The sequence below is a fragment of the Prevotella sp. 885 genome (assembly GCF_002265625.1).
Taxonomy (GTDB): domain Bacteria; phylum Bacteroidota; class Bacteroidia; order Bacteroidales; family Bacteroidaceae; genus Prevotella.
Map to the genome: position 1 here is coordinate 43,466 of NZ_NOVE01000005.1, position 24,120 is coordinate 67,585.

The following is a 24,120-nucleotide window of genomic DNA, read 5'->3' on the forward strand; positions in this document are numbered from 1 at the left end:
AACTGATATGGAAGAATTCAAGCTAAGCAGCATCGAAGATGCAGTGAAGGACTTCAAGGAAGGAAAATTCGTAATCGTCGTGGACGATGAAGACCGCGAGAACGAGGGCGACCTCATCATCGCAGCCGAGAAGATCACACCCGAGAAAGTGAATTTCATGCTCAAGAACGCACGAGGCGTGCTCTGCGTGCCCATCACGCTCTCCAGATGCGAGGAGCTTGACCTCCCCCATCAGGTAAGCGACAACACCAGCATGCTCGGCACACCGTTCACCGTCACCGTGGACAAGCTCGAGGGCTGCACCACAGGCGTGTCTATCCATGACCGCGCAGAGACCATCAAGGCTCTCGCCGACCCCGCTTCCACACCGAAGACATTCGGACGCCCGGGCCACATCAATCCGCTCTACGCACAGGACAACGGCGTGCTCAGACGCAGCGGACACACAGAGGCCACCATCGACCTCTGCCGCCTCGCAGGACTGCAGCCAGCAGGTGCGCTCATGGAAATCATGAACGACGACGGAACAATGGCTCGTATGCCGGACCTCCAGATAAAGGCAAAGGAATGGGGACTGAAAATCATCACCATCAAGGACCTCATCGCCTACCGCCTGAAGAAGGAATCTATTATAGAGGTGGGAGAAGAAGTGGACATGCCAACAGAATGGGGACACTTCCGCCTTATCCCGTTCCGCCAGCAGAGCACAGGACTGGAGCACATGGCTCTCGTAAAGGGAGAATGGCACGAGGACGAACCTATCCTCGTACGCGTGCATTCGTCATGCGCCACAGGCGACATCCTCGGATCGAAGCGCTGCGACTGCGGACAGCAGCTCCACAAGGCAATGGAGATGATTGAGAAGGAAGGCAAGGGCGTCGTCATCTACATGCAGCAGGAAGGCCGCGGCATCGGACTGATGAACAAGATTGAGGCTTACAAGCTGCAGGAAGAAGGCTACGACACCGTGGACGCCAACGTACACCTCGGATTCAAGCCTGACGAGCGCGACTACGGCTGCGGAGCACAGATGCTTCGTCATCTCGGCGTACACAAGATGCGCTTGCTGACCAACAACCCCACAAAGCGTGTCGGCCTGGAGGCTTACGGACTTGAGATTGTGGAGAACGTGCCTATAGAAGTGGTGCCCAATGAGTACAACGAGCGCTATCTTCGCACTAAGCGCGACCGCATGGGTCACACACTCCACCTTAAATAAGAAGGTGGAAAAGCAGAATATTTAGCTTATCAACTAAATATTAAAATCAAAATCTTATCGTATTTTTATAGCGGGGGGCAGGTCGTGAGATTTACCCCCCCGTTTTGTATATATAGTGTATTACTTTAACCGAAACGCCAAAGCTATCACCCTTTTTTAAAGTTTTTTATCCTCCGACTACCAATTCGACTAATATTTCTTCGCAAAACTCATTTTTTATACTTAATTTTGCAAGAAATTATAACAAATACTATTCAAAAACATGGCAGAATTATCCAATCGCCTCAATCGTCTTGCCCCATCAGCCACACTCGCAATGTCGCAGAAGAGCAGCGAGATGAAGGCACAAGGCGTAGATGTTATAAACTTAAGTGTAGGAGAACCCGACTTTAACACCCCCGATCACATCAAGGAAGCCGCGAAGAAAGCTATCGAAGACAACTTCTCGCGCTACTCTCCAGTACCAGGTTATCCTGAACTCCGCAAGGCCATCGTAGCCAAGCTCAAGAACGAGAACGGACTTGACTACAGCATGTCCGAGATTCTCGTGTCGAACGGAGCCAAACAGAGCGTCTGCAACACTGTAATGGCTCTCGTAAACGACGGAGAGGAAGTGATAATACCGGCACCGTATTGGGTAAGCTATCCGCAGATGGTGAAACTCGCAGGAGGAACACCCGTCATCGTGAACGCAGGTTTCGACCAGGACTTCAAGATGACACCCGAACAGCTGGAAGCTGCCATAACACCAAAGACAAGAATGCTCATCCTCTGCTCGCCGAGCAACCCTACCGGCAGCGTATACTCAAAGGAGGAGCTGGAAGCACTCGCAGAAGTGATAAAGCGTCATGAAGGACTCTACGTCCTCGCTGACGAGATATATGAGCACATCAATTACGTGGGTCACCACGAAAGCATAGCACAGTTCCCCGGCATGAAGGAACGCTCCATCATTGTCAACGGCGTGTCAAAGGCATACGCAATGACAGGATGGCGCATCGGATTCATCGCCGCACCGGAATGGATTGTCAAGGGATGCAACAAGCTCCAGGGACAGTACACCAGCGGACCGTGCTCAGTAAGCCAGAAAGCAGCAGAGGCAGCATACACCACATCACAGGAATGCGTCGAGACAATGCGTAAGGCATTCGAGCGCAGACGCGACCTCATCGTAAGCCTCGCCAAGGAAATCCCGGGACTGGAAGTCAACTGCCCGCAGGGAGCCTTCTATCTTTTCCCCAAGTGCTCAAGCTTCTACGGAAAGAGCTACGAGGGCAGAAAGATAGAGACGTCAACAGACCTCGCAATGTTCCTCCTCGAAGAAGGACACGTAGCGACAGTGGGCGGAGATGCCTTCGGCGACCCTGAATGCTTCCGCATGAGCTACGCCACAAGCGACGACAACATCCGCGAGGCGATGCGACGCATAAAGGAAACGCTGGCAAAGCTGAAATAAAAATATGTTAAAAGACGGCTATCAATACGATTATTTGGTAATAATTGCTAACTTTGCGATGCTCAAGTGGCAAAAACAGTAACATCAATTCCATAATCGATAGAAACCATACTTCTACGAACAGCAGCGGCGCGGAAACGAGCCGCCGTCTGCGCGTAAAGGAATGGAGTGAAATAGCTTAAAAACCAACAAGTTAATAAAAAACCCAAACAAAAGGATAAATTTTTATAACCATTAATAACTTATTAAATTCTAAAAACAATTATGGCAACTACACAAGCTAAAGTGAATCCGAAGAAGAAGTCTTCGGGATTCCAGGGTGTTAAAAATGCGTTCTTTATCATCCTTGTATGTTTTGTACTCGCAGTGCTTTTCTTCAAGTACATCCTTGGTGCTCCTGAGCACTTCGTTAACGGAGATCCGACACAGCCGGTTAAGGACGGTAACCTCATGGGTACAGTCTACAAAGGTGGTGTTGTCGTTCCTGTGATCATCACACTTCTCTTCTCTGTAATCGCTCTCTCTATCGAGCGCTTCTTCGCTCTCCGTACAGCTTTCGGTAAGAGCTCACTCGGTAAGTTCGTCATCAACGTAAAGCAGGCCATCACAGCTGGTGATATGGCTAAGGCTCAGCAGCTCTGCGACAAGCAGCAGGGTAGCGTTGCTAACGTAGTAGGCGCTTCTATCGCTGCTTACAACGAGATGGAGAATACTCCTAACCTCAAGCGTGCACAGAAGGTGGCTAAGATTCAGCAGGCTCACGAGGAGGCTACTCAGCTCGAGATGCCTACTCTCCAGATGAACATGCCTATCGTCGCTACTATCGTTACACTCGGTACTCTTACCGCTCTTTTCGGTACTGTGGTTGGTATGATCCGTTCATTCGCCGCTCTTGCTTCAGGTGGTGGTGGTGACTCTCTCCAGCTTTCAGAAGGTATCTCTGAGGCCCTTGTTAATACCGCATCTGGTATTTTGACATCATGGGTAGCCGTAGTATCATATAACTACTATTCAAACAAGATCGATAAGCTGACATACGCTCTTGACGAAGTAGGTTACACTATTGCTAAGACATACGAAGCAAACCACGCAGACGAGGCTTAATTTTACTAACCCTTTAAAACATTTATCATTATGGGTAAAGTAAAAGTTAAGAAAGCGGACGTCTGGATAGACATGACTCCTATGTCGGACGTGATGGTCCTCTTGCTGACATTCTTCATGTTGACATCAACATTCGTGAAGAACGAGGCAGTGAAGGTCGTTACTCCGGGTTCGGTATCTGAAATCAAGGTGCCGGAGTCGAATGTCTTGACAGTACTCTGCGACAAGGACGGCCGAATCTTCGTAGGTATGGACAATCCTCGAAGAATGGGCGAGCTCGTTCAGGGCATGGCTGACCAGTACGGTGTACAGCTCACCAAGAAGCAGTTTGAAACTGCTCAGGGTGCTGCCACTATCGGTGTCAATATGCAGGATCTCGCATCCGCTCTGAACCAGGAAGACAGATTGAATGAATTCCAGGCTACAAAGGGTATCCCCACTGATAGCGTGGACGGTAAGATGAGCCAGTTCCAGGATTGGATAAAGATGGCTCGCGATAACAACGGCTCGGATATGAAGCTCGCCATCAAGGCGGACGCAGGCACTCCGTACAAGGTCATCAAGAAGATGATGTCGGAGCTCCAGGACATGAGCGAGAACCGTTACTATCTCATTACCGCGCTTAAATCAAAATCGGAGGACTAAGACATGGCAAAGAAAAAAGCAAGCAGACAGAAAAAGATGCAGACCCGCGTGGACTTCACGCCTATGGTGGACATGATGATGCTTCTTATCACGTTCTTCATGCTCTGTACATCTTTGGCTAAGCCTCAGACTATGAACCTTACCATGCCTTCTAACGACGAGAAGATCTCTGATAAGGATCGTAACGCTGCTAAGGCATCACAGACCGTCACCATTTATGTGTGTGGTAACGACAAGATCTATCACGTGGATGGCTTGCCAAAGTATGATGACCCTAACTGTCTGAAGGAAACATCATGGGGCCAGAAGGGTATCCGCTCGGTGCTCTTCAACCACATCACAGAGGACGGTTCGCAGCCTGTTAAGGATATCATGATGGCAAAGGACGCTCTTGACAAGAAGAAGCTCGCTAACCCCGCTGCTTATCCGGAGGAAGTGTATGACGCTGCTCTGACTAAGATCAAGAAGGGTGAGCTTGAGACAGGCAAGGTGCCGACAATGACCATCATTATCAAGTGTACAGACGAGGCATCTTACAAGAACATGGTGGATGCTTTGGACGAGATGACTATCTGCAGTATTGGTACATACGTCATTGACAAGATCAATGAGCAGGACGCTAAGCTCCTTGCCTCAAAAGGTATCAAGTAAATGACTATTAATTAAAGAAAGGACTAAGAAATGTCAAAAATAGATTTGATATCCAATGAATGGACTGACCTTGTATTCGAGGGCAGAAACCAGGCATATGGAGCCTATAAGTTGCGCAAGGGCACTGCCAAGCGTAATGTTTGGGCGTTAATCATCGTAGGCCTTGCTGCAGCACTCCTCTATCTCGGACTCCAACTTCAGAAAATGGCAGAGGCAAACAAGAAGGTCGAGAACACTCAGGCCGTTGAGCTTGCCAAGCTGAACACAGAGAAGAAGGAAGCCAAGGTTGAGAAGAAGGAAATCATCAAGCAAGAGCCTGAAAAGGTTGTTGAGCAGGTTAAGTCTTCAGTTAAGTTCACCGCTCCTGTCATCAAGAAGGATAGCGAGGTGAAGGAAGAGGACGAGATCAAGCTCGATGAGGTACAGAAGAGCGACAAGGCTGTCGGCGCCTTCACTGTTGAGGGTAACGACGAGGTAGGTGGCGCTGTGCTCAAGGCTAAGGAAGATATCGCTGCTCCGGAGCCTCCGAAGCACGTGGTTGAGGAGACTAAGATCTTCACCGTAGTAGAGCAGATGCCTATGTTCCCCGGCGGCGACGGAGCTCTTATGGGTTACCTCCGCGACAACATCCACTACCCGACTGTTGCTGCTGAGAACGGCGTGCAGGGTCGTGTCGTTGTGGGCTTCGTCGTAGAGCGTGACGGTTCTATCACTGACGTAAAAATCCTCCGTGGCGTTGACCCGTCACTTGACCGTGAGGCTATGCGCGTGGTGAAGAGCATGCCGAAGTGGACTCCTGGTAAGCAGAACGGTTCTGCCGTTCGCGTTAAGTATCAGGTTCCTGTATCGTTCCGTCTGCAGTAATGCAGCCTGAAACATCAAGGCTTACAACCACAATTTGAAATGAACACTACAAAATCTTACCGAAACATGTAGGATTGGAATGCGAATAGCCACCCTTGTGGCTTCCACGGCTTTGCTGAGGAAGCCGCAAGGGTGGCTCGATTTAAACAAAAAACAACAAACACCCTGAGATAAACAGTAAAACGCCGATGCGATTTGAGAAGTAAAGTATATCACCAAGAGATTAGAAAAGCAACTCATTAATCGGCACAAACAACATGGATATGAAAAGAATAGCAAATACTATATATATAATGACAGTCGCCATCATGGTTGTACTTATGGCGGCATGCACACAGAAGAAGCCAAACAAGGACGGACGTACAGACACAACAACGTCCGGTAAGATAACATTCGCTTGCGACGAAAGCTTCAGCCCCATCATCGAAGAGCAGAAAGAAGTGTACGAGGCATTATATCCTAACACCAAATTAGTGCCCAACTACATCCCCGAAGTGGACGGCGTAAACCTCTTGCTCAAGAACAAGGTATGGCTGACCATCGCAGCACGCAACTTCACAGAGAAGGAGAAAGCCTATCTGAAGGGCCTCAACCAGATACCTGAGGCTGTACCTCTCGCATACGATGGCATGGCGCTGATATGCAATAACAACAACCTCGACTCATGCATTACCGTCAAGGACGTTAAGCGAATCCTCACAGGACAGGTAACAAACTGGAACCAGGTAAACAAAGGTTCGAAGCTGGGCGAGATTTGGGTATGCTTCGATAACAAGCGTTCAAGCGCTGTAAGCTACTGCGTAGACTCAATCCTCGGTGGCAAGACCATCGACAATCCCAATATCTTCGCAGCAAAGAACTCAAAAGACGTTATTGACTACGTGGCACGCACTCCGAACGCCATCGGCATCATCGGATCGAACTGGCTGAACGACAAGCGCGACACCACCAACACGACATGGAACAAAGCCATAACAGTAATGTCGGTTTCGAAGCTTGACGTCGCCACACCAATGAACTCATGGAAGCCTTATCAGGCATGGCTCCTCAACGGACGCTATCCGTTCGTGCGCACCATCTACGCCCTGCTCAATGACGGCAGAAGAGGACTACCCTGGGGATTCGCCCACTTCATTGAGTCGCCACGCGGTCAGCTCATCATCTTCAAGTCGGGTCTGCTGCCTACAAGAGGAGAGATAACCATCAGGGACGTGAACGTCAGCAATTAAGCAAAAAGGTGCTGACAGAAGTTAAACAAAGGTAAAATCCTACATATACACAATAGTTTCGCGCAATCAGCGTTTAAACTATAACACATTCCTTGCGTCAATGCACAAAAGGAAAGAAGCGGCAATACAAGAGAACAGCAAAACTAAATGTAGAACATTCTTAAAAAGAAAAAGGAATTATGAAAACAATACAATATCTCGTAGCAGGAGCCATGATGCTCAGCATCTCAGCTCCGTCAATGGCACAGGACGTTAAGTCACAGGTAACAGCCATCACAAAAGTAGTAGTAGACGCCAAGGGTGACGTCAACGCCACAAAGGCTCAGGTGAAGGACTTCATGAAGGCCAACAAGAAGAACGCAGAAGCTCTTGCAGGTCTCGGACGCGCTTTCCTCACAGCCAAGAATTATGAGCAGGCTAAGGTTTACGCCGACATGGCTATGAAGTTCGGCAAGAACGACGCAGCTGGCTATATCCTCCGCGGCGACATTGCCTCAGCAGAGGACAACGGTGGTGAAGCAGCATCTTACTATGAGATGGCCACACAGCAGGCTCCGCAGGAACCCTCTGCATACGTAAAGTACGCCCGTGTTTACCAGAAGGTTGACCCGCAGGGTGCAGTAGCTATGCTTGAGAAGCTCCGCTCTGTTAAGCCTGACTATCCTGTTGATGCAGCTGCTGGTTATATGTACTCTTCAAACAACCAGTTGAAGTCGGCAATGAACTATTACAACAAGGTGCAGGATCCTTCTACTCTTGAGGACTACATCCTCTTCGACTATGCTTCTACAGCATACGTACTCGACGAGTTCGAGAAGGCTCAGAACCTCGCAGACGCAGGTATCCACAAGTATCCGCAGTACAGCTCATTCAACCGTATCGGTCTCTTCGCAGCAGACAAGCAGAAGAAGTATGCAGAGGCAGTGACATACGGCAAGAATCTCTTCGCCGCTACTGACACCATCAAGTACACTGCTGCTGACTACAGCTACTATGCTGACGCTCTCATCAACACTGGCGACACACAGGCAGCTGTCGACGCTTACAAGAAGATTTCAGAGGTTGACCCTGAGAACAAGGAAGTTAACAAGCTCATCGCCATGGCTTACTCAAAGGGCAAGCAGTTCCCTGAGGCTGTAGCCGCTTACAACAAGTATCTTGAGGTTATGGGTGACGAAATCACATACAAGGACTACGACAGCTTCGCAGACATCTATCTGGAGCAGGCTGAAGCAGCTACAACAGACGCAGACAAGGACGCAGCTTACAAGAACGCTGCCGACATGTACGGCAAGATTGCAGAAAAGTTCGACTATGCTGCCATCTACGCTGTAAACAAGCAGGCTACTGTTTATCACCTCATCAACCCGGACGTAAAGGCTGGTATCGCTCTCCCATACTACAAGAAGCTCGTCGAGCTGGTAGAGGCAAAGGCAGACAAGACTGATTCTGACGTTAACAAGCTGGCTACAGCTTACACATATCTCGCCGTTCACTATATCCAGAACGACAAGAAGACAGAAGCTAAGCACTGGGCTGCCAAGCTGCTTGAGATTCGTCCTGACGATCCCAACGCAACACAGATCATGAACATCAAGTAAGGTGTTGTTAGGGTTCTCAGACAGAACCGCAATGTTCAGACAGAACACTTATCATTACTAAAATAACAAGAGATTGCTCAGTTGAGGGTTATACATCCTCACCGAGCAATCTCTTTTTTGTTTACGTTAAAGGAATGGGTAAACAGGAATTTATCTAACGAAGTTGAGAGTTGAGAGTTGAGAGTTGAAATTTGAGAGTGATGATTACCTTATTAAGTGTATAATAATCAATATATTAACTATCATACATATCATAACTCTCAACTCTCCATTCTCAACTCTCAACTAAATAAACTGTAATTTATATTACAATGCAAAACGAGGAGGATATGGCATATTATATTCCCAAATAGACCTTGCTTACATTCCTATAAACAGCAAACGCGCCCAGAAACTTTCGGATTCTGGGCGCGTTGTTAGTTTGGTTGCTTGGTCAAGCCACTCGATTAGTCGAGCTGAGCGAGCTTGTTGTCAGAGCCGAGCACGTCAATGATCTTGTGCTTGTACATCTGCTCCATGAGGTCGCGAGCGGGACCGCAGTACTTACGCGGGTCGAACTCACCTGGCTTGTCGTGGAATACCTTGCGAACAGCAGCGGTGAATGCGAGACGTGAGTCAGAGTCGATGTTGATCTTGCAAACAGCGCTCTTAGAAGCCTTGCGGAGCTGCTCCTCAGGAATACCAACAGCGTCGGGCAACTTGCCACCGAACTCGTTGATCATGTCAACATACTCCTGGGGAACTGAAGAAGAACCGTGGAGAACGATTGGGAATCCAGGGAGCTTCTCCATGATCTCGTCGAGGACGTCGAATGCCAATGGAGGAGGAACGAGCTTGCCGGTCTTCGGGTCGCGTGTGCACTGCTCCGGTGTGAACTTGTAAGCACCGTGAGAAGTACCGATAGAGATAGCGAGTGAGTCAACACCTGTGCGGCTTGTGAAGTCGATAACCTCCTCAGGCTTTGTATAGTGGCATACGTCTGAAGAAACCTCGTCCTCAACACCTGCCAATACACCGAGCTCACCCTCTACAGTTACGTCGAACTGATGAGCGTAGTCTACAACCTTCTTTGTAAGAGCGATGTTCTCCTCGTAAGGAAGAGCAGAACCGTCGATCATTACTGAAGAGAAGCCGAGGTCTACACAGCTCTTGCAAAGCTCGAAGCTGTCACCGTGGTCAAGGTGAAGAACAATCTCAGGATGCTTGCAGCCAAGCTCCTTAGCATACTCAACGGCACCCTCTGCCATGTAGCGGAGAAGAGTCTCGTTAGCGTAGTTGCGGGCACCCTTAGAAACCTGAAGGATAACCGGCGACTTGAGCTCTGAAGAAGCCTTGATGATGGCCTGGAGCTGCTCGAGGTTGTTGAAGTTGAATGCAGGGATAGCATAACCACCCTTGATGGCTCTTGCGAACATATCACGAGTGTTCACCAAGCCCAATTCTTTGTAGTTTACCATAATTGTATAAAAAATAGTTTTTATAAAACGTTTATATATATCGTTTTTTTACTAAGTGCAAAGTTAACATATTAATTTGTCACTACAAAGTTAACATTCATTTTTTTACATTACATTAGTATTTCTGCTATCCCCAGTTTACATTTCATAAACATTACGATTGGAATAAAAAGCGCATATAAGTAGTAAATATCAGAACAAATGATTGGATAATCGGAACATTATCACTACATTTGCACCGTGTGGATATACGTAACCATATCATACTAAAACAAAATATCAAGAAAACTACATCATATTTTTTATAACTTAAATCAAGAAACATGGGAAAAGGTTTTTCTAAACAGAATTGGATGTGGGGCTTCTTCGGAGCCGCCGCATGTTCCATGCTATCATTTTCCTCCTCGGCTTATGCTGGCACTGTCTACAAGAAGAGCCCTGAGGTGCTTATGCAGCAGTATGGAAGCATAACCATCAAGGGTGTCGTAAAGGATGCCAATGGCGAACCTGTCATCGGAGCATCTGTGAAGATGGTAGGCGGCAAGGCAGGAACCATCACCGACATAGACGGACGCTTCGCCATGCAGGTGAAGCCGGGAGCAAGCGTAGAGGTATCATACATCGGATATCTGCCTGAGACGTTCAAGGCCATCCAGAACGCCAAAGACTTTAACATCACACTCCGTGAGGACAGCAAAATGCTGAACGAGGTGGTTGCTATCGGTTATGGCACAGCCACAAAGAAGAAGGACCTTTCGGCTGCCATCGGCGTTGTCAGCAACGTAGACGAACTCGCCGTACGCCCTGTTACCTCTACAGAGGGCATGCTTCAGGGACAGCTTGCCGGTGTGACCGTCACAGCTGACGGCGGCGACCCGACAGCCAATCCCAACATCGTAATCCGTGGCCAAGGCTCACAGAACGGCGACAACGTGCTGTGGGTGGTTGACGGAGTGCCCGGCGCTCCCATCGCTTCACTTAACGACATCGAGTCTATCGTAGTGCTCAAGGACGCCGCTTCGGCTGCCATCTACGGTGCACAGTCCGGAGCGGGCGGCGTAGTGCTCGTAACCACAAAGAAAGCCAAGAAGGGCCAGACATCCATCTCGTACGACGGCATGGTTGGCATCCGCAACGCCATGAACCTCCCCACTCCGCTCAACGCCGAGCAGGAGATTGAGATGCGCAAGCGCTCGTATGCCAGTGCAGGAATGAATCTGCCCACAGGTTGGGACGTTACGAAGAACCCGTGGGTGGGCACCACACGCACCAACTGGATGGACGAGGTGTTCCGCACCGCCTTCTATCAGCGCCATAACGTAGCGCTCAGCACCGGCAACGAGACATCCACCAACCGCCTCTCATTCGCTTACGACAACGATGAGGGAATCATGCGCTACACTTTCAACAAGAACCTCGCCCTCCACTACACCGGCAAGTATCAGCTCAACAAGTGGGTATCCATCAGCGAAGACTTCGTATGGAAGAACACGGAGAACCGCACCACAGCCACAAACGAAGGCTATACCGGACCTATCCTCTCCGCCATCTACATGCCTGCCAGCGCCACCGTATACAGCCCGTTCACACAGAGCGGATTCGGAGGCACCACAACGGAGGATCCTGCATACATAGCCAAGTACGGATCTTTCGCTGACATCCACGGCGATGCTGTCAATCCGATAAGCACTCTCTCATCTAAGAATATCTTCAACCGCACCAACGACGCATGGTCTACCACATCGTTGGAAATCGGCAACGTCATTCCTGGACTGAAGTTCGTGAGCCGCTTCACATACAATCTCCAGACCAACTACTACAAGCAGTTCTCACCGCGTCGTGACGAGGTGGGCAAGCCTGACGGTGCCAACTCTCTCGACGAGAGCACATACCGCACCGACCAGTGGAAGACGGAGAACACGCTTACTTATGACAATACCTTCGGCAAGCACACCGTAGGCGCCCTCTTCTCCACCACCGCCGACCACTACAACGTGCGCGGCTTCGAGGTAAACGGCAAGACATTCGCTGACGAGTCGGCTTACCTGCAGTATCTCGCTTACGCCGGATCAGTATCCGCCAAGGACTATCTCACCGGTCCTGACGCCAACGTCTCGCTCATCGGCCGCTTGGCTTACTCTTACGACGACCGCTACTTCCTCACCGCTTCTTGGCGTCGCGACTATGCCGGCCGTCTGCCCAAGACAAAGAACCACGGCGACTTCCCCGCTGTCACAGCTGGATGGAAAATCTCCAACGAGTCGTTCTTTCCGAAGAATGACGTAGTATCGCTCTTGAAGCTCCGCGCTTCTTGGGGTCGTGTGGGCAACCTCGGTTCCATCGGCTACAACTATCGCTCGGCTCTGCTCTCAAAGAACTCATGGCAGGAGCAGGCACAGTACGGTGTCGAGAAAAACAAGTTGTGGGATACATTCATCTATAACTCTATAGCTCTCAACAACAACCTTACTTGGGAGACATCCGAGCAGTTCGACCTCGGTCTTGACATCAACATGTTCAACGACCGCTTGGCTATGCAATTCGACTGGTACGAGAAGCGCACCTTCGACCTCATCCAGACACAATCAATGAACTGGCCAAGCTCTATCGGTCTGGACGCTATGCTCGTCAATCAAGGCGAGGTTCGCAACCGTGGCTTCGAGGCATCCATTAACTGGAACGACCGCATCAACAAGGACTGGTCATACTTCGTAAGCGGCAACTTCTCATGGCTGAAGAACTGGGTTAGCGACATAGGCGTGAAGGACGCTGAAGGCAACAAGGGCGTATGGACCGGCGACGGCTCGTTCCGCATCATTCCTTACTGCTATCAGGACGCAGAGGGTCAGCCCCTCGGATCGTTCTATCTTATCAAGAACGCAGGAATCTTCCAGAGCGACGCAGAAGCAGCTGCATACGTCGACAAGGACGGCAACCGCATCCAGCCTAACGCAAAGGCTGGCGACCTGAAGTTCATCGACAAGAACGGCGACGGCAAGATCACCGATGACGACCGCCAGTACTGTGGCTCTGCCACTCCGAAGTACACCTTCTCGCTCTCAGGCGGCTTCACATGGAAGGACCTTTCGTTCTCTGCAATGCTCCAGGGCGTGGCAGGTGCCAAGGCCATGAACGTGGCTAAGTGTATGACTCTCTCTGACGTTGAGGGCAACTTCAACCGCGACTCGCGCATCCTCGACGCATGGAGCGAGACCAACCGCGGCTCTGACATTCCGCGTCTCTCGAAGAACGATCCTAACGGCAACTTCTCTACAGCTTCTGACTGGTACTTGGAGAACGCTTCTTACCTGCGTCTGAAGAACGTGACCGTAAGCTACGACCTCACCAATCTTCTCCGCAAGTGCGCTCACCTTAACAGCCGCAGCAGCCGCCTCAGCGTTTACGTCAGCGGTGAGAACCTCTTCACCATCACCGACTACACGGGCATCGATCCCGAGTGTGGCGGATGGGACGCTATGAAGTATCCGGTGGCACGTACTTTCTCATTCGGCGTGAAACTTACTTACTAATCCTACAAAAAAGCAATATCTATGAAAGCAAAATATTTATTGACTGCCGTGCTTTCTGCGGCACTGCTTAGTTCGTGTAGCGATTTCCTCGACGTACAGAAGGAAGGCGACCCTACCACGACGCTATATTTCACTAATGACGACCAGGCCATTGACGCCGTGGACGCTCTCTATGCCCCCATCCATCAGGAGGGACTGTTCGGTCGCGAAATGTTCTGGGAGCAGGGTGGCGCATGCGACATTGTTTGGGGACGTACCCGCAACTACAACACTCTCGCCACACTCCAGTACACCGGCGAGGAGAGTCCGCTGAAGGGCACATACGAGCGTCTGATGAACATAGTGTCGCGCTCCAACTGGGTGGTCGACCAGCTTCTGAAGAAGGAATCGTCAAAGGCGCTCACCAATGTGGAGAAGCGTTCTCTCGGCGAGGCTTACTTCATGCGTGCCTTCAGCCATTTCTACGTGGCTTACCGTTACGGCACGGACAAGCAGGGCGTGCCATTCACACGCTATGAGGACTATCCCGGCGGATACGACAACTCCATCCCAAAGCAGCAGGCTTCTGTAGTGGACAACTACAAGCTTATCATCGAAGACCTCGACAACGCCATCAATTACCTGCCCAAGTTTGAGGAATACGACATTGACAATCGCGGTCGTGCACACAAGGCAGCAGCCGTGGCATACAAGGCCAAGGTTTACGCTTACTGGGCTACATGGGACAAGACACAGTGGGAGAACGTCATAAAGATGGTCAACTCTCTGGAGAGCGACTACGGTCGCGACCTCGCTCCTGAGTTTGCCGATGTCTTCTCTTCAGACTTTGCCAACTACTGGACCAAGGAGTATCTCTTCGGCATCGCCGGAACCGGTGGCGACACCCCCGGTGGTTCTGAATTCCCCGGCGTAATCCTTGAGAACAAGGGTTGGGGCATCTACAACGGTTGGGGCCAGATAAAGCCCTCTTTAGACATCTTCGAGGAAATGCTTAAGGACGGTGCCGGCAACGCCCGCATCACCCGCTCAGTCCTCGAGTACGGACAGGAGTTCCAGTTCTTCGGCGAAACACGCAAGTTCTTCTCTACGTCAGACGTCGAGTCGGGCTTCATGATCAACAAGTATATGGATCCGTTCAAGCACGAGGACGCCACAAAGGCATACGTCAGCTCCAACGGCAACTGGCCTACAGCCCGCGTAAACCTCCCGCTTGTACGCTTCGCAGACATGCTGTTGCTCCGCGCCGAGGCTTACCTCGCCACCGGTCATGCCGACAAGGCTGCCACAGACATCAACCGCATCCGTACACGCTCTCACCTCACTCCGCTCACCGGCAACGCCACATGGACCGACCTCTATCACGAGCGCCGCTGCGAGCTTGCCTTCGAGTTCACCGACCACCTCTACGACCTGAAGCGCTGGTATCACTCTGGTGACGCAGAAATAAAGGATTGCGCATCGAAGGAGCTCAACGCTCATCCGCGTGCCCGCCACTATGCAGACCGTTCTGACTGGAACAGCACCTTCACCGTAGGCGACTATGAGGACTATCAGAACAAGAGCACATATCAGGACTATATGATAGCCTTCCCCTACCCGTCAACCGAAATCACAAAGTCTGGTGGCGCTCTGAAGCAGAACGAGGGCTACACCAAGTAAGAAAACCGAGCGTAATGATACGCTACAGATAAAGACTCCACATGGCGATGAAAGATTGCCGTGCGGAGTTTTTTTATGTAACAGCCTCGTTATTCGGAATATTTTATCTACTTTTGTAAAAACAATAAAACCAGAAAGTTATGTTTATACATGTAGCCAACCCGATTTACGACTCCGTGTTCAAATACATCATGGAGGACGAGCGCATAGCCAAGACCATGCTGTCCGCTTTGCTGAAGAAAGAAGTGGTGCACGTGACGGTACGTCCGCATGAATACAGCAACACCACACGCGACACGCTCTCTATGTTCCGCATTGACTTCGCGGCTACCGTTCGTGAGTGCGAAGGCGATGTGGAGAAGAACCGTGTTGTGCTGATTGAGCTGCAGAAGACATGGCTCAACACAGAAACACTCCGTTTCCGCCAGTATCTCGGAGCACAATACAGCAACAAGAGCAACATACGCGAAGAAGACGAGAAAGGCTTTGCTTACCCGATGGTGGCTGTATATCTCCTCGGACACCGTGTCGGAAATATCAATGAACCGATAGTATACGTCAATCACGACGTGTTCGACTATAACGGCAACATCGTGAAGGAAGGCAGCGAAGAGCCATTCGTGGAGAGTCTCACCCATAACAGTATCATCGTTCAGATACCGCTTCTGCACGGCAATGTGAACAATCGTCTCGAGAAGGTGCTCAGCGTGTTCGACCAAACCCAGGTGGAGGGCAACACGCAGCAGGTGCTCAAGATAGACGAGGACAAGTATGCCGACGACAACGACATGCTGTACGTGCTGCATAAGCTCACAGCTGCCGCTGCCAACTCAGAGATGCGACAGGATATGAACGTCGAGGACGAATACTATAAGGCCATTGAGGATCGCGACACTGCCATCATGCAGCGAGACAAAATACTGAAAGAACAAGAGGAACAGCTTTCGCAGCAGAACGAACAGCTTTCGCAGCAGAGCGAACAACTTTCGCAGCAGAGCGAACAGCTTTCGCAGCAGAACGAACAGCTACGCAATATGGCTAAAGCACTATTCGCCAAGGGAATGACAGAAGAACAGATTTCGGAAATGACCGGTATCAATGTTGAAAATATAACAAAGCTTCTGAAATAAGACAATAAAGCTAATCAAAAATTTAGCAAAACCAAAGCTAAAGTCATCTTACTTCAGCTGATACACATGCTTACTTCGGTCGATGCACATGCTTACATCAATTGATACGCATGCTTACATCGACCGAAGTAAGACTACATTATAAGCCTTTCGGCATAACAATTCCTATTGTTTACTTCACATACAGCATTTCGTCTGGCAGAATGCTGCTGCCGTTCTTATCCGTTATCTTTATCTTCAGGCTTTGTCCCATATAGTCCTCGAAGTACAGTATTCTCATCTCATGGAAACCGGCTTCGAGCGCAACCTTGCCGGATACAAACTCCTGACTGTGCGAACCGTCGTTGTCTATAATCTCCTTGCCGTCGATGAAGAGACGCGAGCCGTCGTCTGAAGCTATGTCGAAGTAGTAGACGCCCTTTGCAGGAATCTTGATGTACGAACGGAAGTCGTAAGCGAAATGATCATCGCTTCTTGCCTCCGTGATGATGAAGTTGCGGAGCACGCCCTCCTTCACCTTTTCGCCATTAGCAATGTCGGCGGTCTTCTTGAATTTGCCCTCATAGTACGTATAGTTGACGCCATGCTTTGTCGGCTTCACGTTCAGCGCCGGAAGGTAAGGACCCTCCTCGTCTATGGACGTGATGCCGGAAGGATAATAATAGGTAAACTCACGACCTGCTGGAGTGGTAATCCACGTATCGAAGCGTCTCTGACCTTCGTACATCTCTATCACACGTCCGCCACGCACCAGGCCGCCGTAAGCGTCCGTTCCGGTCACACGTCCGTAAGCCAGGCAGATGGCTTTCTCCTGTCCGATGAAGTCGTTGTCGTGGTCATGCCCTACGAACACGCCCATCACATCCTTGCATTCCGCGAACGAGGCGAACATGCCGCTGTTGATGTCAGCCGCGCACACCTCGCCCTCATCACACTTTCCCCAGGTGCCCTTGCGGTTCATCAGATTGCGATATTCGGGAAGGGCTATATGGAAGAACGCCAATGCGGGCAGCGGACTGCCACCGTTGAGCTGCGTATAGTGCTTGCTCTGCTCACGATACCATGCAATCTGGTCGAAGTGAATCCAGTCGTAATGTCCCAGTTCGTCCGTCTCGGGATAATCGTTCGAGTCGATGCAGTAAAGCAGCGCCTCAGCCTTGTCCTTGTTCTTCTCTCCATACACGGGAATGACGTGCTGTCCGTGTCCGTGAATGCCCTTCGGTCCGTGCGAACCGACAAAGTAAGGTGAACGCATAAGGAGGTCATAGATGTCCTTCTTGCTCATGTATTGCGGCTCGGCATCGTGGTTGCCCATAGTGACTGCGAACGGCATCTTTGCGTCCTCGAATATCTTCACTATGGCCTCCCATCCCTTACGTGCGGGATTGTCGGTAACGACGTCGCCGGTAAGTATGGCGATGTCTGGCTTCTCCTGCTTCAGGACTGACAGAATGGTGTTTCGCGTGGTGTCGCATCCGGGCGATTTAGGGTCCCAATGGATGTCCGTGAACTGCACCACCTTGAACTTTCCGTCCTTGAATCTGAACTGGCGCTGGGCGAAAGACGTAGCCACAACCAGCAGCAGGAACAAAGTAAACAATAGATTTTTTTTCATGTGTTCTCACTATTTATTACTGTTAGATTATGATTTGTTTATCGTTAGATTATGATATGCAAATGTAACGCTTTTTCCCGAGAAAATACATACATTCCCTTTGCAATACAGCTAAATTCCACTACCTTTGTATAGCAATAATCATAAACAAACCAATCTATCCGATAATAACAATCTTCAAATTTTACACATCACTATGACATTAAGGAAAATTTTCGCAGCTGCCGCACTCGCACTTTGCGTACATAGCGCCAACGCACAGTACAACATGCCCACACAGACCTTCACATACGAACATCCTTACGCCGTGGAGAAGCTCCAGGCGCCGAAGGGCAAGAAGGTGAAGAACGTCATACTCATGATCGGCGACGGCATGAGCCTCATGCACGTCTATACGGCTTGGACTGCCAACCGCGGCAAGCTATGGCTGGAGAATGCTCAGGCTACGGGCCTGTCGAAAACGTGGGCTGTAAAAAAGCTGGTGACCGACTCCGGTTCGGGCGGCACTTCGCTTGCCACAGGCGTTAAGACCGTCTATCATGCCGTGGGCGTCGACCCAGAGGGCAAGCCGCTGACTTCGCTCGTAGACGTGGCTAAGGAGCTGGGCAAGGACGCTGGCATGGCTGTGACATGCCGTCTGTGGGACGCCACTCCGTGCGACTTCTGCTGCCATAACATCGACCGCGATAAGGAGGAGGAGCTTGTCGGCGATTATCCTACAAGCGGAGTAGACTTCGTTTTCGGCGGCGGTGCGCAGAAATTCACCAACCGCAAGGACGGTCGCGACATATTCAAGGAACTTCAGAAGAAGGGCTATCACGTGTCGCGCACGCTGGACGACTTCTTCGCCTACGACAAGAACAGCCGCATCTTCGCCGTGCCTTATGACAAGGACACTCCCCTGCCTGACGAGCGCGGTGACCTCTTGGCGCGTGCATCAATGAAGGGCATCAGCCTCATGAACCAGAACAAGAACGGCTTCTTCATGATGATTGAAGGTTCGCAGCTCGACGACTACGGTCACTTCAATCAGCTGGACCTCCTTATGAAAGAGACGCTCGACTTCGACCAGACCGTGGGCGAGGTGATGAAGTGGGCTGCCAAGGACGGCGAGACACTCGTTGTGGTGACTGCCGACCACGAGACCGGCGGTCTGACACTCGTAAACGGCAACAAGGACGAGGGACGCGTGGAGTGCTGCTTCTCCACAAAGGACCACTCGGGAGCAATGGTGCCCGTGTATGCCTTCGGTCCTGGAGCTGAGAACTTCACAGGCATCTTCGAGAATACGGATGTGTTCAAGAAGATAAAGAAGCTTATGACTGAGGGAGAATAAAGCAAACGAAAGGCTATCGTGTAGGAGAGAACCTTCAATATAACATTTATAATAATGAAGAAAACAATAATAACCCTGACAGCCTCGCTCTTCGCAATGCTGTCGCCCGCCCAGAATCTCATTTCGTCCGGTTCGCCGCTTTACAAGCTGCCTTACAAGAACACGTACGTGATGCAGACGCTGGTGGCGGAGAATACGTTCCGCACGGCGAAGGTGGAGAAGCCCAAGCCAGGCTCCTTCGAACAGGCAAAGAAGGTGCTGCCCGCACCCTATTGGGAAGGCCATGAGAAGGAGATAGAGATGTACTGGAAGGCGTGGCAGATAGGCATCAAGAACGTATGCCAGCCGCTTGACAACTCAGGCTTCGTGACGTCATACATCTCGCCCGCATACAACGGCAACATCTTTATGTGGGACGACGCCTTCATAACGATGTTCTGCCGATACGGAGACCGCTTCTTCCCGTTCCAGAAGACGCTGGACAACTTCTACGCCAAGCAGCATCCTGACGGATTCATCTGCCGAGAGATTCGCGCTGACGGATCCGACTGCTTCGGACGCTACGACCCCACGTCCACGGGACCGAACCTTCTGCCGTGGTCAGAATGGCTCTACTTCACGCAGTTCGGCGACGACAACCGCCTCAACAAGGTGTTCCCCGTGCTGGCAGCATACTATAAGTGGCTGAAGCTGAACCGCACGTGGCGCAACGGCACCTACTGGAGCAGCGGATGGGGAACGGGCATGGACAACATGCCGCGCGTGCCGGAGGGATATAACACCATCTACAGCAACGGTCACATGATATGGCTGGACGCCTGCCTGCAGCAGATAATGGTGGCGAACATCCTGCTGAAGATGGGATTCTATCTGGAGCGCTGGCAGGAGATAGAGGAGTTTGAGGACGACATCAAGAACCTCACGGCTTACATCAACAAGAATATGTGGAGCGAACGCGACGGATTCCTGTACGACCAGTTTGCCAACGACTCGCTCTCCACCACGCAGGGCATCTACGCCTACTGGGCTCTCCATACAGACGTGCTGCCAAAAGAGCGCCTCGACAGACTGGTGGAGCATCTGGACGACACGTGCAAATTCAACCGCCCGCACCGCGTGGCTTCGCTCGCAGCCGACAACCCCAAGTATAAGGCCAACGGACGCTATTGGGTTGGAGGCGTATGGCCCGGCACCAACTACATGGTTATCTCAGGTCTTGTCAATAAAGGCTACAGACGTCTTGCCCACGACATCGTCATGAATCACTATAACAACGTGCTGGACGTATATAAGAAGACCGGTACGTTCTGGGAATATTATGCACCGGAGAGCGCTTCGCCCGGCTTTATGGCTCGCAAGGACTTCGTGGGATGGACCGGACTGCCGCCCATCGCCGACCTCATAGAGTACATCTTCGGCATCCGCGCTGACATCCAGGACAATCACGTTACGCTGGACGTGCAGCTGACGGACGCTTACGGCATCGAACGCTATCCGCTCGGCGAGAAAGGCAACATCTCGTTCAAGGTGGCAAAGCGCAGCTCCGTGAACGACAAGCCGAAGGTGACCATCCACTCCAACATTCCGTTTAAGCTTACCCTCGTATGGGGCAACGGCGAGAGCGTGGAGAAGGAAGTGAAAGAAGGAAACAACGTAATCTGAAACCACTAAGACAAGACAAACAGGAAATGATAACAAAAATGCTATTCGCAGCTCTGCTGCTCTTCGGACTGTCCGCCATAAACGGATATGCCTCTGAGAAGAAGAAGGAGCCTAACTGTACGGTGGTGATAGCCGCCGACCTACATTTCGACATGCCGCCCGAAACCGACCAGTATCATCACGTGCTTGCCATCAACGCGCTTGGCGAGAGAATGCGACTGGACGGCGTGATTCTCGCCGGCGACCTCTTCGACAAGTCTGACCCGAGAATACTCGACCTCTACCGACAACGCTGGGAACGAGGGGCGGGATATATGCAGATTCATTACGACACATACCCCACTTTCGGCAATCACGACATCTCGCCGGAGAACGGACGACCCGAACAGAACCGCATCGGCATGGAGTTTAATCTGCATTATCTCGACTCCATCCTGCTGGACCTGAAGAACGCCGGACGCATAAAGAACATCCATCGCTCATCGCGCTCTTACTCGTTCGACATAGGCGGTGTGCACTTCGTGTGCGGACAGCTTGCAGCCGGCGAAACCACCTATTGCGAGAGCAACATGCAATGGATAGCCGACGACCTGAAGAAGTATGCCGCAGACGGTCGACCAGTGGTTTACGTACAGCACTACGGCTTCGACAAGTGGGCGCTCGAATGGTGGACGGAGGAGCAGCGCACGCAGCTCTTCGACATCCTCGAGCAGTATAACCTCGCCGCCTTCTTCGTGGGACACACCCACGAGGCTTCCGTACAGCACTATCGCGGACACGAAATCCATCAGGTCAACAATGCCTGGCGAGACAGCGACGGCAACGCCTCCTTCGACGTCCTGACCATCAAAGGCAAGAAGGTATCGGTGGATACGTACGAAGTGATTGACGGAAACGGCAACTTCCAGAAGGTAGAGAAGAAGTAAACTATATGTATACAGAAGCGCCACTTTAGCAATTACTAAAGTGCGCTTCTGTTATTATATCTTTCTTAAGTCTGACTTATCAGTTGGTCTTCTTCACTACGCTCCATGCGTATGCCATGACGATGGCGTAACCTGCGAGAGGGATGAAGAAAGGAAGGACGAAGCTGGAGGCGTGGTCGGCAGCAAGACCCATGATGAGGAAACCGCAACCGCCTACGGGGGTCATCATCAGGATGGACGAAGCACTCTTTGTCAGTCCGCCAAGTCCGCGCAAAGTGAGGGAGAAGATGGTGGGGAACATGATGGCCTCGAAGAAGTAGTTGCCGAGCAGGGCTGCTATCGAGACTTCACGACCGAGATCGCAAAGCAAGAGCGTGATGCAGACCACCGTTCCGACGCCGCAGATGAGCAGATACTTCTCTGCTGCCACGCTACTCATAACTGCCGCTCCGATGAAACGGGCAATCATGAATACGCCCAAGCCGATGGTAAGAATGGTGGAAGCTGACTGTGCGTCCATCCATCCCTCGCCCGTAACGAAGTTGATGAAGTACGAATTGATGCTTATCTCTGCCACCTCGTAGGCGAGAAGCGCAATGAGTCCGCAGACAAACCATCTGTTGGAGAAGAGCTTCGAGATGTTATGACCGCCCTCTTTGGTTTCGGCATCATCATCATGTGCAATCTCAGGAAGGTTTACACGTGAGAAGACAAGGGCAATGAGGAGCACCAGTACGCCCATAATGGTATACGGAACGACGGCGCTTGCTCCGTTTCCTGCCTCGCCTGAGCCCTGGAAAAGGAAGCTGCCGACAACGAGAGTGGCGAACATCGAGCCTACACCATTGAACGACTGCGAGAAGTTAAGTCGTGCCGTAGCGGTCTCTTTCGGACCCAATTCCGTTACGTAAGGATTGGCAGAGGTCTCAAGGAACACCAGTCCGCAACCGATGATGAAGAGCGCCACGAGATAGGCATAGAAGGTATTTGCCATGGAACACGGGATGAACGCCAGCGAACCGAGTCCGAAAAGCGTCAGTCCGAAGACCACGCCGCGACGATAACCCTGTCGGTTGATGAAGAGACCAGCGGGTATTGCCATGAGGAAATAGCCGAGATATGTGGTCACCTGTATCAACGATGACTGTGTGATGGTGATGTCCAGCTCGTTCTGGAAGTGCTTGTTAAGCACGTCGAGAATGGCGCGAGCAAAGCCCCACATGAAGAAGAGTGAGGTGATAAGGATGAACGGCACGGCATATTGCTTGCTGCTCAATGAAGTCTTGTTTTGTATCATGGGTGCAAAGTTAGTGCTTTTTTAGATTGTTTCGCCCTTTTCGGAAGGCTTTAATTCAGTTTAGAACTAAAAACAGCCATCCCAAGGCTTCATTGATGACCTTGAAATGGCTGTCTTATATAATAATATGTATGTGCCTATATCGATATAAGTCTAAACCGTTGGTTTAGAGAGCGTCGATAACAGCGCAGATGTCGCCGAAGATACGGGGCAGTTCGCCGAGTCCGTTGATGTGGTGATGGATGCCCTCACCAGCATACCACTCGATGAGCGGAGCTGTCTGGTTGTGATAAACGTCGAGGCGCTTCTTGATGGTCTCAGCGTTGTCGTCTGAACGACCGCTCTCCTGACCACGCTTGATGAGACGCTTCATCAGCTCGTCCTCAGGAACGTCAAGCTCAATCATGGCAGCCACCTTGTGTCCGCGCTCTGCGAGCATCTTCTTGAGAGCCTCAGCCTGCGGGATTGTACGGGGGAAACCGTCGAAGATTACGCCCTTGTGCTCCTTGCCGAAGCTGTCATATACGCTTGCGAGAATGTCAATCATCAGCTCGTCGGGGATGAGCTGTCCGTTGTCGATAAATCCCTTGGCAGTCTTGCCGAGTTCTGTTCCGTTCTTGATTTCAGCGCGGAGCACGTCACCAGTAGAGATATGGTTGAAGCCATACTTCTCGATCATAAGGTCGCTCTGTGTGCCCTTACCTGAGCCCGGGGCGCCGAAAATTACGATGTTCTTCAT

Annotated in this window: 18 protein-coding genes; 14 read left to right on the plus strand and 4 right to left on the minus strand. The window is 51.0% G+C overall.

Translation table 11 applies throughout. The features are described from left to right. Positions 1-7 precede the first annotated feature (7 nt). The 8 genes from CHL74_RS03270 (at position 8) to CHL74_RS03305 (ending at position 8,769) form a co-directional block, all read left to right on the plus strand. Entirely contained in the window at positions 8-1,219 is a 1,212-nt protein-coding gene (locus CHL74_RS03270) for a bifunctional 3,4-dihydroxy-2-butanone-4-phosphate synthase/GTP cyclohydrolase II (protein ID WP_094879704.1), read from the plus strand. 262 nt (positions 1,220-1,481) lie between these two features. Continuing rightward, on the plus strand, positions 1,482-2,675 hold the full coding sequence (locus CHL74_RS03275) for a pyridoxal phosphate-dependent aminotransferase (protein ID WP_094879705.1): 1,194 nt from the start codon (positions 1,482-1,484) through the stop codon (positions 2,673-2,675). A 264-nt stretch (positions 2,676-2,939) separates the two neighbouring features. Beyond that, on the plus strand, positions 2,940-3,779 hold the full coding sequence (locus tag CHL74_RS03280) for a MotA/TolQ/ExbB proton channel family protein (protein WP_094879707.1): 840 nt from the start codon (positions 2,940-2,942) through the stop codon (positions 3,777-3,779). A 30-nt stretch (positions 3,780-3,809) separates the two neighbouring features. Continuing rightward, entirely contained in the window at positions 3,810-4,424 is a 615-nt protein-coding gene (locus tag CHL74_RS03285) for an ExbD/TolR family protein (RefSeq protein WP_094879708.1), read from the plus strand. A 3-nt stretch (positions 4,425-4,427) separates the two neighbouring features. Continuing rightward, a complete protein-coding gene (locus CHL74_RS03290) occupies positions 4,428-5,075 on the plus strand; it encodes an ExbD/TolR family protein (protein ID WP_094879710.1) in 648 nt (215 codons plus the stop codon). Positions 5,076-5,105: 30 nt separating this feature from the next. After that, positions 5,106-5,939 (plus strand): energy transducer TonB, encoded by an 834-nt coding sequence (locus CHL74_RS03295; protein WP_094879711.1) that lies wholly within the window; start codon positions 5,106-5,108, stop codon positions 5,937-5,939. Between the two features lie 263 nt (positions 5,940-6,202). Next, positions 6,203-7,168, plus strand: coding sequence for a PstS family phosphate ABC transporter substrate-binding protein (locus CHL74_RS03300; RefSeq protein ID WP_094879791.1), 966 nt, complete (start codon positions 6,203-6,205; stop codon positions 7,166-7,168). A 179-nt stretch (positions 7,169-7,347) separates the two neighbouring features. Beyond that, entirely contained in the window at positions 7,348-8,769 is a 1,422-nt protein-coding gene (locus tag CHL74_RS03305; RefSeq protein WP_094879713.1) for a tetratricopeptide repeat protein, read from the plus strand. 446 nt (positions 8,770-9,215) lie between these two features. On the opposite strand, the gene CHL74_RS03310 is transcribed toward CHL74_RS03305, so the two are convergent. After that, on the minus strand, positions 9,216-10,226 hold the full coding sequence (locus CHL74_RS03310; RefSeq protein ID WP_094879715.1) for a class II fructose-bisphosphate aldolase: 1,011 nt from the start codon (positions 10,224-10,226) through the stop codon (positions 9,216-9,218). Between the two features lie 449 nt (positions 10,227-10,675). On the opposite strand from CHL74_RS03310, the gene CHL74_RS03315 reads away from it, so the two are divergent. The 3 genes from CHL74_RS03315 to CHL74_RS03325 all read left to right on the plus strand — a co-directional run bounded on the left by CHL74_RS03315 (position 10,676) and on the right by CHL74_RS03325 (position 16,545). Continuing rightward, positions 10,676-13,756, plus strand: a complete 3,081-nt coding sequence (locus CHL74_RS03315; protein ID WP_441339034.1) for a SusC/RagA family TonB-linked outer membrane protein — start codon at positions 10,676-10,678, stop codon at positions 13,754-13,756. 21 nt (positions 13,757-13,777) lie between these two features. Continuing rightward, positions 13,778-15,415 (plus strand): RagB/SusD family nutrient uptake outer membrane protein, encoded by a 1,638-nt coding sequence (locus CHL74_RS03320; RefSeq protein WP_094879718.1) that lies wholly within the window; start codon positions 13,778-13,780, stop codon positions 15,413-15,415. A gap of 140 nt (positions 15,416-15,555) precedes the next feature. After that, positions 15,556-16,545: a hypothetical protein gene (locus CHL74_RS03325; RefSeq protein ID WP_094879720.1), complete on the plus strand. Its 990-nt coding sequence runs from the start codon at positions 15,556-15,558 to the stop codon at positions 16,543-16,545. Between the two features lie 172 nt (positions 16,546-16,717). Here CHL74_RS03325 and CHL74_RS03330 read toward each other — a convergent pair whose 3' ends face one another. Further along, positions 16,718-18,160: a PA14 domain-containing protein gene (locus tag CHL74_RS03330; RefSeq protein ID WP_094879722.1), complete on the minus strand. Its 1,443-nt coding sequence runs from the start codon at positions 18,158-18,160 to the stop codon at positions 16,718-16,720. Between the two features lie 196 nt (positions 18,161-18,356). Between CHL74_RS03330 and CHL74_RS03335 the strand changes: the two genes are divergently transcribed. The 3 genes from CHL74_RS03335 to CHL74_RS03345 are packed head-to-tail and all read left to right on the plus strand — an operon-like array spanning position 18,357 to position 22,084. After that, positions 18,357-19,496: an alkaline phosphatase gene (locus CHL74_RS03335; RefSeq protein WP_094879724.1), complete on the plus strand. Its 1,140-nt coding sequence runs from the start codon at positions 18,357-18,359 to the stop codon at positions 19,494-19,496. A 54-nt stretch (positions 19,497-19,550) separates the two neighbouring features. Then, complete coding sequence (locus tag CHL74_RS03340; protein WP_094879726.1) at positions 19,551-21,158, plus strand: MGH1-like glycoside hydrolase domain-containing protein; 1,608 nt, start codon at positions 19,551-19,553, stop codon at positions 21,156-21,158. Positions 21,159-21,184: 26 nt separating this feature from the next. Then, a complete protein-coding gene (locus tag CHL74_RS03345; protein WP_176452157.1) occupies positions 21,185-22,084 on the plus strand; it encodes a metallophosphoesterase family protein in 900 nt (299 codons plus the stop codon). A gap of 79 nt (positions 22,085-22,163) precedes the next feature. Here the strand turns inward: CHL74_RS03345 and CHL74_RS03350 are convergent, their stop codons facing one another. Both CHL74_RS03350 and CHL74_RS03355 read right to left on the minus strand, forming a co-directional pair. Next, entirely contained in the window at positions 22,164-23,381 is a 1,218-nt protein-coding gene (locus CHL74_RS03350; RefSeq protein WP_094879730.1) for a sugar MFS transporter, read from the minus strand. A 166-nt stretch (positions 23,382-23,547) separates the two neighbouring features. Beyond that, the gene (locus CHL74_RS03355) at positions 23,548-24,120 is read right to left on the minus strand and encodes an adenylate kinase (protein ID WP_094879732.1); all 573 of its coding nucleotides are present in this window, start codon (positions 24,118-24,120) and stop codon (positions 23,548-23,550) included.

Excerpts from the sequence above, each read along its gene's own strand:
- CHL74_RS03270 (WP_094879704.1), top strand. The coding sequence starts at position 8 with ATGGAAGAATTCAAGCTAAGCAGCATCGAAGATGCAGTGAAGGACTTC.
- CHL74_RS03300 (WP_094879791.1), top strand. The coding sequence starts at position 6,203 with ATGAAAAGAATAGCAAATACTATATATATAATGACAGTCGCCATCATG.
- CHL74_RS03280 (WP_094879707.1), top strand. The coding sequence starts at position 2,940 with ATGGCAACTACACAAGCTAAAGTGAATCCGAAGAAGAAGTCTTCGGGA.
- CHL74_RS03275 (WP_094879705.1), top strand. The coding sequence starts at position 1,482 with ATGGCAGAATTATCCAATCGCCTCAATCGTCTTGCCCCATCAGCCACA.
- CHL74_RS03305 (WP_094879713.1), top strand. The coding sequence starts at position 7,348 with ATGAAAACAATACAATATCTCGTAGCAGGAGCCATGATGCTCAGCATC.
- CHL74_RS03315 (WP_441339034.1), top strand. The coding sequence starts at position 10,676 with ATGCAGCAGTATGGAAGCATAACCATCAAGGGTGTCGTAAAGGATGCC.
- CHL74_RS03285 (WP_094879708.1), top strand. The coding sequence starts at position 3,810 with ATGGGTAAAGTAAAAGTTAAGAAAGCGGACGTCTGGATAGACATGACT.
- CHL74_RS03350 (WP_094879730.1), bottom strand. The coding sequence starts at position 23,381 with ATGATACAAAACAAGACTTCATTGAGCAGCAAGCAATATGCCGTGCCG.
- CHL74_RS03330 (WP_094879722.1), bottom strand. The coding sequence starts at position 18,160 with ATGAAAAAAAATCTATTGTTTACTTTGTTCCTGCTGCTGGTTGTGGCT.
- CHL74_RS03355 (WP_094879732.1), bottom strand. The coding sequence starts at position 24,120 with ATGAAGAACATCGTAATTTTCGGCGCCCCGGGCTCAGGTAAGGGCACA.
- CHL74_RS03340 (WP_094879726.1), top strand. The coding sequence starts at position 19,551 with ATGAAGAAAACAATAATAACCCTGACAGCCTCGCTCTTCGCAATGCTG.
- CHL74_RS03320 (WP_094879718.1), top strand. The coding sequence starts at position 13,778 with ATGAAAGCAAAATATTTATTGACTGCCGTGCTTTCTGCGGCACTGCTT.
- CHL74_RS03335 (WP_094879724.1), top strand. The coding sequence starts at position 18,357 with ATGACATTAAGGAAAATTTTCGCAGCTGCCGCACTCGCACTTTGCGTA.
- CHL74_RS03325 (WP_094879720.1), top strand. The coding sequence starts at position 15,556 with ATGTTTATACATGTAGCCAACCCGATTTACGACTCCGTGTTCAAATAC.
- CHL74_RS03290 (WP_094879710.1), top strand. The coding sequence starts at position 4,428 with ATGGCAAAGAAAAAAGCAAGCAGACAGAAAAAGATGCAGACCCGCGTG.
- CHL74_RS03345 (WP_176452157.1), top strand. The coding sequence starts at position 21,185 with ATGATAACAAAAATGCTATTCGCAGCTCTGCTGCTCTTCGGACTGTCC.
- CHL74_RS03310 (WP_094879715.1), bottom strand. The coding sequence starts at position 10,226 with ATGGTAAACTACAAAGAATTGGGCTTGGTGAACACTCGTGATATGTTC.
- CHL74_RS03295 (WP_094879711.1), top strand. The coding sequence starts at position 5,106 with ATGTCAAAAATAGATTTGATATCCAATGAATGGACTGACCTTGTATTC.